The 12,256-nt window shown below is 71.4% G+C and carries 11 protein-coding genes, 1 other RNA gene and 2 pseudogenes; 7 read left to right on the top strand and 7 right to left on the bottom strand.

The annotated features are described in order from the left end of the window. Positions 1-3: 3 nt before the first annotated feature. Complete coding sequence (locus ACP95_RS10940; protein ID WP_049981242.1) at positions 4-453, bottom strand: adenylyltransferase/cytidyltransferase family protein; 450 nt, start codon at positions 451-453, stop codon at positions 4-6. Beyond that, positions 450-950: a Mov34/MPN/PAD-1 family protein gene (locus ACP95_RS10935; RefSeq protein ID WP_049981241.1), complete on the bottom strand. Its 501-nt coding sequence runs from the start codon at positions 948-950 to the stop codon at positions 450-452. Before ACP95_RS10935 ends, ACP95_RS10940 begins: the two co-directional genes overlap by 4 nt. Positions 951-1,067: 117 nt before the next feature. Between ACP95_RS10935 and ACP95_RS10930 the strand changes: the two genes are divergently transcribed. After that, positions 1,068-3,008 carry a DHH family phosphoesterase gene (locus ACP95_RS10930; protein WP_049981240.1) on the top strand — a complete coding sequence of 647 codons (1,941 nt, stop codon included), beginning with the start codon at positions 1,068-1,070 and terminating at the stop codon, positions 3,006-3,008. Here the strand turns inward: ACP95_RS10930 and ACP95_RS10925 are convergent. Together ACP95_RS10925 and ACP95_RS10920 are read right to left on the bottom strand one after the other, a co-directional pair. Next, positions 2,896-4,782: a phospholipase D-like domain-containing protein gene (locus ACP95_RS10925; RefSeq protein WP_049981239.1), complete on the bottom strand. Its 1,887-nt coding sequence runs from the start codon at positions 4,780-4,782 to the stop codon at positions 2,896-2,898. The two genes, ACP95_RS10930 and ACP95_RS10925, sit on opposite strands and share 113 nt — an antisense overlap. 48 nt (positions 4,783-4,830) lie before the next feature. Continuing rightward, positions 4,831-5,118 carry a DUF7111 family protein gene (locus ACP95_RS10920; RefSeq protein WP_049981238.1) on the bottom strand — a complete coding sequence of 96 codons (288 nt, stop codon included), beginning with the start codon at positions 5,116-5,118 and terminating at the stop codon, positions 4,831-4,833. Between the two features lie 87 nt (positions 5,119-5,205). On the opposite strand from ACP95_RS10920, the gene ACP95_RS10915 reads away from it, so the two are divergent. Beyond that, a complete protein-coding gene (locus ACP95_RS10915) occupies positions 5,206-5,982 on the top strand; it encodes a DUF7547 family protein (protein WP_049981237.1) in 777 nt (258 codons plus the stop codon). On the opposite strand, the gene ACP95_RS10910 is transcribed toward ACP95_RS10915, so the two are convergent. Both ACP95_RS10910 and ACP95_RS10905 read right to left on the bottom strand, forming a co-directional pair. After that, entirely contained in the window at positions 5,983-6,393 is a 411-nt protein-coding gene (locus ACP95_RS10910) for an OB-fold domain-containing protein (RefSeq protein WP_049981236.1), read from the bottom strand. After that, positions 6,390-7,556, bottom strand: a complete 1,167-nt coding sequence (locus ACP95_RS10905) for a thiolase family protein (protein ID WP_049981235.1) — start codon at positions 7,554-7,556, stop codon at positions 6,390-6,392. The genes ACP95_RS10910 and ACP95_RS10905 overlap by 4 nt, the downstream gene beginning before the upstream one ends. A gap of 85 nt (positions 7,557-7,641) precedes the next feature. Between ACP95_RS10905 and ACP95_RS10900 the strand changes: the two genes are divergently transcribed. From ACP95_RS10900 to ffs, 3 genes are all read left to right on the top strand, one after another. Further along, entirely contained in the window at positions 7,642-8,061 is a 420-nt protein-coding gene (locus tag ACP95_RS10900; RefSeq protein WP_049981234.1) for a DUF7548 family protein, read from the top strand. Between the two features lie 44 nt (positions 8,062-8,105). Beyond that, a complete protein-coding gene (locus ACP95_RS10895; protein ID WP_049981233.1) occupies positions 8,106-8,828 on the top strand; it encodes a hypothetical protein in 723 nt (240 codons plus the stop codon). Between the two features lie 73 nt (positions 8,829-8,901). Beyond that, an RNA gene (gene ffs / locus ACP95_RS15365) (signal recognition particle sRNA) lies at positions 8,902-9,212 on the top strand. A gap of 93 nt (positions 9,213-9,305) precedes the next feature. Here the strand turns inward: ffs and ACP95_RS10890 are convergent. Beyond that, positions 9,306-10,450, bottom strand: a pseudogene (locus ACP95_RS10890) (NADH:flavin oxidoreductase/NADH oxidase). Between the two features lie 124 nt (positions 10,451-10,574). Between ACP95_RS10890 and ACP95_RS10885 the strand changes: the two are divergent. Further along, positions 10,575-11,408, top strand: a complete 834-nt coding sequence (locus ACP95_RS10885) for a hypothetical protein (protein ID WP_049981232.1) — start codon at positions 10,575-10,577, stop codon at positions 11,406-11,408. Between the two features lie 46 nt (positions 11,409-11,454). Beyond that, positions 11,455-12,256 (top strand): annotated as a pseudogene (locus ACP95_RS10880) (hypothetical protein); the annotation flags it as partial.

Genomic DNA, 12,256 nt, shown 5'->3' with positions numbered 1-12,256 from the left:
CGCTCATCCACGGCGTTCCAGGATGCGGTCGACGATCTTCCCGGTCGAGAGCAGCTCGTCGTCGTACTTCGGCTCCCGGGGCCCCGCGCGGTCGATCTCGCAGTCGATCCCGCGATCGGCGAGCGCGGCCGCGAGCGCGGACTCGTCGTGGTGCTGGTCGTACCCCAGCACGATCACGTCCGGGTCGATGCGCTCGATCGGGACGAAGATGTCCGACTCGTCGCCCAGGTGGGCCTCGTCGACGGCGTCGACGGCGTCGACCACGTCCCGGCGCTGGCGGGCGGGGAGCACGGGGTCGGCCTTGTGGGAGACGTTCGAACTCCGGGCGACGATCACGTGGAGCTCGTCGGCCATCGCCGCGGCCTCCCGGAGGTAGTGGACGTGTCCGGGGTGGATCAGGTCGAAGGTGCCCTGCGCTACTGCTCGCCGCGTGTCCGCCGGTCCCCCGCTCATGGCTCGTCACCGTCGAGGCCGAGTTCGGCGTCGATGTCCGCCTGCGTGAAGTCGAAGAACTCCTCGGGGTCGTCGAGCTCCACGTCGTACACCGGGAGGCTCCGGCGCTTCCCCTCGCGGTCCAGCGCGACCCAGTCGTCGCGGCCGTAGGGGTGGCCGACGATGATGTGCACCTGCCCCTTGGTGAACGTCGCGAGGTCGGCCTGGGAGGGTTCGAGCACGCCGTTCGGGTGGGAGTGGATCGAGCCGACCGAGGAGAAGTCGTTGGGGACCATGCTGGTCTTGACCGTCGCGCTCACGGGGTTCGACTCCGTGCCCGGGATGATCAGCACGTCGGTCACGAGCAGCCCCTCGTGGTCGAGTCCGAACTCGCTGGCGGGCTCGCCCCGCAGCAGCCCCATGTACTCGTCGGGGTGGCTCTCGCGGGACGCTTCGAGCGCGAACGTGAGGGCGTCGTCGGCGATCCCGACAACGTCGCCCGACCGGAACAGTCCCATTTCCCCGAACTCGGGGGCGGCGCCAACTAAGGATTCCGGGACGGAGCTGTCGGGGTCGAGCCACCCTCAGCGGTCCGAACTGGAAGACTTAACACCGGCGACCGCCGACTTTTCCGTATGACTGATGACTCCGCCGGCGAGGACGCCGGCACCGCCGAGGGCGGTTCGCCCCCGGCCCGTCGGGATGTTCCCGACGACGCGACCGTGGTTTACGATCTCGACGACGACTGCACGATCGACGACGTGGCGGAGGGCGCCCGCTACCTCGTGACCGTCAACGGCGTCGTCGACTACGGCGTCTTCGTCGACGTGTCCGACAACGTCTCGGGGCTGGTCCACGAGTCCGGCCTCGACGGCGAGTACGAGGTCGGCGACGAGCTCGTAGTCGGCCTGACCGAGATCCGGGAGAACGGCGACCTCGCGTTCGAGGAGGTCGACCCAGACGAGAACCGGGTCGTGCGCGTCGAACACGAGCCGGAGATCACCGCCATCGACGACCTCACCCGGGACGAGACGGTGACCGTCGAGGGCGAGCTCACCCAGATCAAACAGACCGGCGGCCCGACGATCTTCCACGTCGGCGACGAGACGGGAATCGTCGCCGCCGCGGCGTTCGAGGAAGCCGGCGTGCGCGCCTACCCCGAGGCCGAACTCGGCGACGTCGCCCGCGTCACCGGCGAAGTCGGCCTCCACGACGGCGTCCGCCAGCTCGAGGTGGAGGACGTGACCGTACTCGACGGCGAGAAGGCCGAGGCCGCCCGCGAGCGCCTCGACGAGGCCCGCACCGAGCGTGCCGGCCCAGAAGCCGTCGAGCCGCTGGTCGAGTGGCCCGAGTTCGAGAAGCTCCGCGGCGACCTCGAGGATCTCGCGCGACTGCTCCGCCGGACGGTGCTCGAGGGCCGCCCGATCCGGGTGCGCCACCACGCCGACGGCGACGGGATGTGCGCCGCGATCCCCGTCCAGCGCGCGCTGGAGCACTTCATCCAGGAGGTCCACGCCGACCCCGACGCCGGCCGCCACCTGCTGAAGCGGCTCCCCTCGAAGGCGCCGTTCTACGAGATGGAGGACGTGACCCGCGACCTCAACTTCGCGCTGGAGGGGCGGGCCCGGCACGGCCAGCAGCTTCCGTTCCTGCTGATGCTCGACAACGGGAGCACCGAGGAGGACACGCCGGCCTACCGCAACCTCGCGCACTACGACATGCCCATCGCCGTCGTCGACCACCACCACCCGGACCCGGAGGCGGTGGACCCGCTGCTCGACGCCCACGTCAACCCGTACCTGTACGACGAGGACTACAGCATCACCACGGGGATGATGTGCGTCGAGCTCGCGCGGATGATCGACCCGGAGATCACCGACGAGCTCCGGCACGTGCCGGCGGTCGCCGGGGTCTCGGACCGCTCCCGCGCCGACGCGATGAGCGACTACGTCGACCTGGCGGAGGCCGAGGGGTACGACCGTGACGACCTCGACGACGTGGGCGAGGCGCTGGACTACGCGGCCCACTTCCTCCGCTACTCCAGCGGCCACTCGGTCGTGAACGACGTGCTCAACGTCGGCTGTGACGACCGCGACCGCCACGAGGAGCTGGTCGAGTTCCTCTCCTCGCGGGCCGAGCGGGACGTCGACGACCAGCTCGACGCCGTCGAGGACCACGTCGAGCACGAGACCCTCGAGAGCGACGCCCACCTCTACCGGATCGACCTCGACCAGTGGGCCCACCGCTTCACCTACCCCGCGCCGGGGAAGACCACCGGCGAGCTCCACGACACGAAGGTCGAGGAGACGGGCGACCCCGTGATCACGATCGGCTACGGCCCGGACTTCGCCGTGCTCCGGAGCGACGGCGTGCGGCTGGACATCCCGGAGATGGTCGAGGAGCTGAACGAGGAGCTGCCCGGCGCCGGCGTCTCCGGCGGCGGCCACCTCGTCGTCGGCTCGATCAAGTTCGTGAAGGGCAGGCGCGAGCAGGTGATCGACGCGCTGGTCGAGAAGATGGCCGACGCCGAGATCGACGAGGCGCTCTCCTCGACGGCCGCCGCCCTGGACGACTGAGGCGCGGCGACTGGCAGCCGCGCCTCTGTGACGACTGATCTCCCGACAGCGTCGACAAGGTCACTCCTCCCACTTCTCCACCGCCGCGAAGCGCACCGAGCGCCCCGCGACGAGCCCCGCGACCAGTACGGCGGCCACGGCGCCCGCCGCGAACAGCCACGTTCTCCCCCCCGTTACCGCCGGCCCAGTCGGCGTCGAAGCTCTCCCGGTAGTACGCGACGGGTTCGCGCCCGTGCAGCGCGAGCGCGACCTCGCGGTTCCGGGTCGCGCTGTTCTCGTTCCAGTTGAGCGAGCCGACGACCGCGATGTCGTCGTCGATCAGCAGCCCCTTGGCGTGGATCTTCTCGTACCGGCCGCCGGGTTCGGCGACGCGAGCGGTCAGTGGGGCGTCGTTGCGCGCCGCCCAGTCGTTCAGCCACGAAACCAGCGCCTCGTTCTCCTCGGCGACGTACCACGCGCCCGAGAGCAGGATCCGGACCTCGACGCCGCGCTGGGCCGCCCGCAGCGTCGCCCGGACGAGCGGGTTGTCCTGTCGCCCGAGGCTGGGCTGGAGCACGTCGACCCGGGAGTCGGCGGCGTCGACGGCGGCGACGAGCCGTGACGCCGCGTTGCCGGGCGCGGTCAGGAGCGTCACGTTCGTCGCCGTGACCTGTTCCGGCGCGAACTCGGTGGGGTAGCTCCCGTTCGCGGCCGGGAACGACTCGAACCGGTGGTTCCGTCGGAACGACTCCCACGCCCGAGTGTCGGCGGCGCCGGCGTCGTTCCGGAACAGCGCGGCCAGCTCGTCGGCGGTGGTGCCGTTCTCGATCCGGACGCCCCAGCCGCGGCTGGAGGCGCCGCCGACGCCCGCGGGTTTCCAGTTCTCGGTGAGGACCAGCGCCCGCCCGTCGACGACGGCGTACTTCGGGTGGTGGTAGTTGAACCGGTCCGCGCCGACGCCGACGACGCGCACGTCGACGCCCCCGGCCGCGAGACGATCCAGGAGGCGTGCCTGCCGGGCCGAGGCGCCGTTGACGGGTTCGGCCTCGACCAGCACGCGCACGTCGACGCCCCGTGACTCCGCCGCGAGCAGCGCCGCCGTGACTCGCTCGGAGGAGAACGTGTAGCCCGCGAGCAGGAGGCGTTCGGTCGCGCTCTCGAGCGTCGACAGCGCCAGTCCGGGGGAGTCCGGGAGCAGGAACGCGGTGGCGTTGGCCGGGCCGGTGGGGACCGGCGACCGCGGGTCGAGACCGGGCGGGCGCCACTCGCCAGGGGCAGGGAGGTAGCGCTCGCCCTCGACCGTCGCCTCGTAGCGGACACGGTGGACTGTCTCGCCGTCGCGCCGGAGGACGACCGTCTCGCCCGTGTTCGCCAGCGCGAGCGAGCCCTCGACGACTGCCGTGTCGGCGGCGACGTGGTCGCCGACGGCTCCCGGCTCGGGGGTGACGAGGACGCGTCCCGAGCGGTTTCGCAGGCGGACGGTCGATTCGCCGTCCGAGAGGCTCCAGTTCCCGGCCCGCGGGAGTTCGACCAGGACGTACTCGCCGGCGTCGCCGTTCCGGACCGGATCGGGGTAGAGTTCGAGCACGACGCCGGAGGCGTTCGAGGCGTTCCCGACCGCGACTGTCGGGGCGGGGGCGGTCGACGGACCGGCGGTTCGATCGGCGGCGACGGCGCCGACGCTCGCGAGCGCGAGCACGAGCGCGACCCCCAGGAGCAGCCCCGCGATGCGGGCCAGCCACTGACGGCTCTCAGGGGGCAGTCGGCGGTCGGTCGAACGGGGCTTTCGCGGCACGGAAGGGGTGGTCCCCCTATCGTTGATAAACTCTCGCCGGGTCGGGGGCTACATCCCCATGTCCGCGGCGGGGTCGGGCACGGGGAGGTCGTTGACGCCCACGCCGAGCAGTTCCGCGGCGTGGTCCAGCGCCATGTCGAACCCGTAGTAGCGCTCGAGTTCGTCGCCCTCGGGGCCCGTGCGCACTTTCAGCATCGCGTAGCCGTCGGCGTTCTGGGCGATCGAGGCGGTCCGCCCCTCGCGTTCGAAGTCGAGCCGCCGTTCCCCCGCCGCCTCGACGTAGCGGGCGGTCACGTCGCCGGCGGTCAGTTCGGTCGCGGCCTCGTGGTCGGTCATGGCCGTCGGTTCGGCGGCCCGCGAGTAAGAACCGTCGGTGTCGGCGCCGCGGTGGGGCTTATGCGTCGGCGGCCCCAACGACGATCCATGACCGACCGCCGCGACCCCGACCCGGACGAGCTACGGGACCGAATCGCGGAGCTGGAGTCGACGCTCGTCGAGCTCAGGGAGGCGTTAGACGAGGACCGTCGCGACGGGCCGCGGATCCCGCGCGGGCTACCGGGCGGCGGCCGCCCCGCCCCGCGCCCGCCGCGGCTCCGCGAGGTGCTCCGCTTCACCGAGGAGTACACGATCCCCACCCTGATCTCGATCCTGGAGGCGAACGTCCGGCTGCTCCAGCTCGGCGGCGCCGCGCTCCGGGCGCTCGACCCCGAACGTACGGCGATCCCGGACGACGTGGACGAGGCAGGTGCGGTAAGCCGCGCGATCGACGCCGGGCGCGGGCTCTCGACGGAGCGGCTCGCCAGCAGTCTCGACGAGCTGAACGACGCGCTCGCGGGCACCGACGCCCCCGACCCCGAGGCCCGGGAGCTCCTCTCCGAGGCCGAGACGCTGTCGGCGGAGATCCAAGAACGGCTCCGGGAGGCGGGCGACCGCGCGGCAGGTTCGGGGTCGTCGCGATCGCCGGCGCGCGGGGACGAGGCCGTCCACCTCGACGTGTCCGACGAGAGCGAGGCGGATGCGGGGGAGGGAGAGGCGACTGCGGACGAGGGTGCCGACGCCGACGAGTCGGCGGAGCCAGCCGAGCCGGACGTCGACGCCGAACTCGACTCGATCAGGGAGGAGGTCAGGGGGGCGACCGGGGAGGGGACCGAAGAACCGGCGGAAGACGACGCCGACGCGGACGAGCGCGACGACGAGTAGCTACTCCTCGACGGGGCGGAACCGGAACCCGTCCCACGCCTGGCTCTCCGGCTCGCGGATGCCCGCTTCAGGGTCGCGGAGTTCGTCGACGTGGAACGGTTCGACCATGTCGCCGATCTCGACGTTCCCCTCCTCGAGCTGGCCGAGCGCGCGGACCGGCCGGCCGTCCACGTCGAACTCCACGATCGCGAGGTGGTTCGGTTGGCGCACGCCCGGCGGCGTCGCCGTCGACGTGGTCCAGGTCACCACCTCGGCGGTGTACTCGCTGAGGTCGACGGTCCCGACCGGCTCGTTCCCGTCCGGGCCCCTGGGGTGGCCGGGGTAGGTGACGCTGCCGTCCGGATAGCGGTACGCGGTCATCGCCGGTTCCTCGCTCGCTTCGTCGCTCGTGGTGTCAGTCTGGTCGCTCATTCTGCCTCCGGGGTTTCGAGGATCGTGGTGGTCACGCAGTTGCCGAAGCCGCCGACGTTGCAGGCGAGCCCGACTTCGGGGTCGTCGAGCTGTCGGTCGCCGGCCTCGCCGAGGAGCTGTTCGTACACTTCGACGGCCTGTGCGACGCCCGAGGCGCCGAGGGGGTGGCCTTTCGACTTCAGGCCGCCGGAGGTGTTGATCGGCAGGTCGCCGTCGCGCTCGGTCCGGCCCGACTCGATCGCCTTCCAGCCTTCCCCTTTCTCCGCGAAGCCGAGGTCCTCGAACTGCAGAAACTCGAGGATGGTGAACATGTCGTGGAGCTCCGCGAAGTCGACGTCTTCGGGCTCGCGATCGGCCATCTCGTAGGCCTGGTCGCTCGACTCGACGACGCCGCGCATCGTCGTCGGGTCCGCGCGCTCGTGGACGACGTGGGTGTCCGTCGCGCCCGCGACGCCGCTGACGAGGACGTACTCGTCGGCGATCTCGCGGGCGACGGACTCCGGACAGAACAGCAGCGCCGCCGAGCCGTCGGTGATCGGGCAGAAGTCGTACAGCCGCAGGGGGTCGGCGACGATCGGCGAGTCGAGCACGGTGTCGAGATCGACCTCCTTCCGGAACTGCGCCTTGGGGTTGTCGACGCCGTTCCTGTGGTTCTTCACGGCGACTTTGCCCAGACTCTCGCGGGGCGCGTCGTACTCCTCGAGGTACAGTCGCGCGGTGAGCCCGGCGAAGGAGGGGAGTGTGACGCCGTGTTTGTACTCCACCGGGTGGGTGAGCGAGGCGATCACGTCCGTCGCCTCGCCCGTCGTCTTGTGGGTCATCTTCTCGCCGCCGACGAGCAGGGTCATCTCGCTGGCGCCGGAGGCGATCGACTGCCACGCGGCGTAGATGCCGGCGCCGCCGGAGGAGGAGGTCTGGTCGATGCGTGCGGTGTAGGCCGGCTGGGCGGCGAGATCGTGGGCGAGCATGTTCGGCACGCCCGTCTGTCCCTCCAGCTCGCCGCTGGCCATGTTCGAGACGTACAGGTGGTCGACGGCGTCGGCCCCGACGCCGGCGTCGTCGAGGCAGTCCGCGCCGGCCTCGGCCAACAGGTCGCGGAGCCACTCCCCCTCGCGGTCGCCGAAGGGGGTCATCGACGCGCCGACGATGGCGACTCGGTCCATACCGGGGGGCCGGCCGCGGGTCGCTTACGCGTTTCCCTTCGCGGAACACGAGCGATTTATGGCCGCGCCGGCGCCACCACCGGCCATGAACCTCTCCGACCCCGCCGACGCCGGGAAACTCGCGGCCGTCGTCGCCGCCGCCGTCGCGGTCGTCGTGTTCGCGCCGCTGGTGTTGATCACTGGGGCGGGGGACACGCTCGGCGCGTACTACGCGGCCGGGCCGTTCGGGCTGACCGCGGTCGGGCTGCTGGCGGTCGTCGCCGCCGTCGTGTTCCTCTCGGTCGGGCGCCCCCACACCGACGCGTTGACGCTCTCCGGCGTCGGCGCCGTCGTCGCCCTGAGCGTGGTGCTGGCCGCGGTCGCGTGGGTGCTCACGATCGACTCGACGGTGCTGTTCAGTTTCCCGGCGGAGTACGCGTGGATCGAGAACCACCGCTGGGCCGTGCTGGCCGGCGCGTTGGCGCTGACGGCGGTCTCCGGTCTCCAGGCCCGGACGGTGCTGTGAGCCGTGACCGCGAGCGTTAACTCTCCCAGCGAGCTACCGAACCCGTGACCGACTGGCCACCCGTCGAGCCGACAGACGCCGAAGCCGTCGCCGAGCGACGCGACGAGATCGTCGCCGCCGTCGCCGACCACGCCGGCCGGGTGGCGTACCACCTCGCCCGCCTCCAGGGCGGCGACTACGGCCGGGAGACGTTCGACACGCCCGGCGGCGAGTGGACGGTGAAACACGAGGCCGGCGAACTGGATTTCCTGAAGTTCGACCCCAAGAGCGGGTCTGAAGTGTACGTCGTCTCCACCAAGCGCCAGCCCGACCCCGAACCGCTCGCGGCCGCGCTCGCGGAGTACCCGGCGTTCGTCGACGCCTACGACGAGTACGTCGAGGCGGCCGAGGCGACGCTCTCGGACGTGACCACGGAGTTCCCCGAGGCAAAAACGACGGAGAACGCGGTCGCGGAACGCCGGCGCGTGCTCGACCGCGTCGAGGAGATCTGCGACCGGATCGCGGGCGAGCTCCGCCGCTTCGAGGGCGGCGACTACGGCACCTACGCCGAACGCATCGACGGGCTGCGCTGGGAGCTCAACTGGGACCGCGACGGCGTCTCCTACCTCCGGGTCGGCGGCAGCGACGGCGTCTACCTCGTCTCGCAGTACCAGCCCCCCGCGGCCAGCGACGTGCGCCGGTTCGTCCCGAAGTTCCCGGCGTTCGTCGACGCCTACAACGAGCACGTCGACGAGCTGGAGGCGACGCTGGAGCCCGTGGAGCTCTGAGGCGGGACGCGGGTCGCGTCTCGCGTGGGTATCTCTGTCCCGAAAGGGCCTTAAGTTCGACCGCGTTAGTAGGAACTGGACTAGGTCGGGCGGTTAGGCCCCGCTCGTCACCCCCGAGATAGTCTTCAGGGGGGACCGAACCCCGGGCTCGTCCGGTTGACCGGCGCGGGCCTCGGGAGCCGACGTCGAAGCCTCGTCCGCCGGGGACAGCGGTCCACGACGCCCGCCCGCAGGGGCGGTCCGCCGTGGTTGGTCGACGGAACCGGGTCAGGCGCGGAAGCGAGCAGCCCACCGTCGGACGCCCGTCGCTCGTCGGGTCGCGGGGTGGAGGAGGCAACCGAGACTCCCCGTGTCGGAACGCCGGGCAACCCCGGCCGTCCGCCATTCATTCCGTTCTCAGTTCCCGAGCCGATGGCTCGCGGTTCGCACGTTCGAGAAATCGCAAACTGTTCAGAATTTCCGAACCGTGAGGGCCGCTCAGGCTCGCTTGTACTGGTCCGGCCACTCCGGCGCGTTCTCGGCGTCGAGTTCGCGCCCGGCGTGGAGCGTGAAGTACGGATCCCGAAGGTGCTCACGGGCGAGCAGCACCGCGTCGGCGCGCTCGTTGCCGACCAGCGCCTCGGCGTGGGTCGCTTCGGTGATGCCGCCGACGGTGCCGACCGCGATCTCGTCGCTGCCCGCAGCGAGCGTGTCGCCCGAGAGCGTCTGCCCGTCCTCGGCCAGCACTTCGCGGATCGTCTCGGCGTACTGCGCCTGGTAGCCGGGGCCGGTCCGCGGGAGCTCCTGGTCGGGGTGGATGCCGCCGGAGGAGACGTCGAGGAAGTCGACGCCGATCTCTGCGAGCTCGCTCGCGAGCCGGGCCGACTGGGCGACGTCCCAGGATTCGCGGTCCGGGAGCCAGTCGGTCGCGGAGATCCGCACGAAGATCGGCTTCTCGTCGGGCCAGACCTCCCGGACGCCCTCGCAGACCTCCCGGAGCAGCTTGGTGCGTCCCTCGAAGTCGCCGCCGTACTCGTCGTCGCGGCCGTTGCTCATCGGCGAGAGGAACTCGTGGAGCAGGTAGCCGTGGGCGGCGTGGATCTCCGGCACCTCGAAGCCGGCGTCCAGCGCGTACTCGGCGGCGTCGACGAACGCGTCGATCACCTCGTCGATGTCGTCACGATCCATGCGCTCGGTCGGCGCCGTGTTCGCCTCGTCGCGGGGGTACGGATCGTCGGTGGGCCCCGCGGCGTCCAGCCGCCCTCGTCCTGTTTCACGAGGCGGGGGCCGTCCTCCCACGGGCGGCGCGTGCTGGCTTTCCGGCCGGCGTGGGCGAGCTGGATCGCCGGCACGCTGCCCTGCTCGCGGATGAACTCGGCGGTCGGCGCCAGCGCGTCGGCGTGCTCCTGGCTCCAGATGCCGAGGTCCTCGGGCGAGATGCGCCCGCGCGGCTCGACTGCGGTCGCCTCGGCGATCACGACGCCGGCGCCGCCGACGGCGCGGCTCCCGAGGTGGACGTGGTGCCAGTCGGTCGCCAGCCCGTCCCGATCGTCACAGGAGTACTGGCACATCGGCGACACCATCACGCGGTTCGGGATCGTCGTCTCACGCAGCGTGAGCGGTTCGAACAGTGAAGCGTTCACGGCCCACCGTTCGCGCGGGCGGGAAAAGCGCTGTCGGCTCGTGTCCGGATTGCCGATACCGGCGACCCGTCGGCGCGTCGTGCCGGATTCGGGAGCTTTTCACCGACGCCGCGGGAGAGGGGGTATGGCACTCTCGACGCAGGAGATCATGGAGATCAGTCTGGACCTCGTCGGCTGGGACGAGGTGCCGGCGGACAGCGGGATCCACGTCCCGGGCGACGACCTCGAAACGGCGCTCGTCGGGATCGACCTCGAGTCGCCGGAGATCCAGCTCGCCGAGCGCGAGGGGTACGACCTCGTGCTCGCCCACCACCCGCCGGGCGGCGATCCGCGCGTGAACTTCGCCCCGGTGCTCGACAAGCAGGTCGAGTTCATGACCGCCCACGGCGTCCCCGAGGAGCGCGCCGAGGAGGCGGCGTCGGGGATCATCTCCGGCATGGAGCACGCGGGCCACAGCGCGAACTACCGCCACGACCCCTCCATCGCCGAACACCTCGACATCCCGTACATGAACGTCCACCTCGCGCCGGACGAGCTCGGGCGCCGACGCTTCCGCGAGGTCGCCGACGGCCTCGACGACGACGCGACGGTCGGCGAGTTCGCGGACGCACTGGGCGAGATCCGCGAGATCGACGAGGCGATCACCGACGTGGAGCTCCGCCTCGGCGAGCGCGACAACGAGCTCGGCGAGGTGGCGATCCACCACGCCGCCGGCACCAACGGCGGCAGCGACGTGGCCAGCGCCTACTTCGACCACGGCGTCGACACGGTGCTGTACATCCACGTCGGCGCCGGCGACACGGCCGAACTGCGGGAGGAGTACGGCGGCGAGGGGAAGAACCTCGTCGTCACCGGCCACATCGCCAGCGACGCGATCGGGATGAACGAGTTCATCGACGCGCTGGAGGCGGAAGGGCTGGACTGCGACACGGTCTCGGGCTGCGGGATCGGTCGGTAGCTCCCGGGCGTAACGTTATAGTCCGGGCTCGAGTACCCGTGGCGTGATGGGGGAACGCGGGAACGACGGACCGACTGATCCGCGAACGATCGGGGGGAACGACTCGGCCGAGCAGCACGCGTCTACCGAGGCCGCCTCGTCGCCGACCGGCGACGAGAGCGACCGTCTCGCGGCGCTCGAGGCACGCATCGAACGGCTCGAGGCCGAGAACGGCGGCCGAACCGACGGTGACGACCACGTCGCCGCCGGTCCACGTGACGACCGAGAGGTAGACTCCTCACGCGACGACCGCGTCGACGCCCTCGCGGAGGAAGTCGCGGCGCTCCGGGAGACGACCGAACGGCTGGAGTCGACGCTCGCCGAGGCCGTCGACGAGCTCGACGCGATCCGCGAGTCGGAGTACGGCGCGATCGACGAGAAGCGCGAGCGGCAGTTCGGTACCGCCGTGAAGTCGATGGTCGCGTTCCACCAGCTCGCGACCGAAGTGCTCGACGTTCGCGTCGAGAACTACGAGCCGGCCGCCGGCCACGCCGACGCCGAGCGGGTCGAGGCGACCAGGGAGCGCATTGCTGAGGCGCTCGGCGTGGGCCAGCAACTCGACACCGGCGACCGGATCGAGATGGACGACGAGCCCGACTGGCCGGACCCCGAGGAGGCCGCCCGCGGCGGGCGCGTCTTCGGCGGCGACGACGGCGGGCTCGACCCGGAGGGCACCGTCGAGGCCGCCGATCCGACGCCGGAGTCGGACGCGCCGGACACCGGCGTCTACCCGCCGATCGGCGGCGAGGACGGGTCGGAGGCGGAATCTGACTCGGCCGGCGACGACGGGTCGGAGGCGGAATCTCGAC

Origin of the sequence: Halolamina rubra (assembly GCF_000739555.1) — an archaeon.
GTDB classification, from domain to species: Archaea; Halobacteriota; Halobacteria; order Halobacteriales; family Haloferacaceae; genus Halolamina; species Halolamina rubra.
Note: the sequence above shows the minus strand (reverse complement) of the source record. Positions and strands in the feature narration are given on the sequence as shown.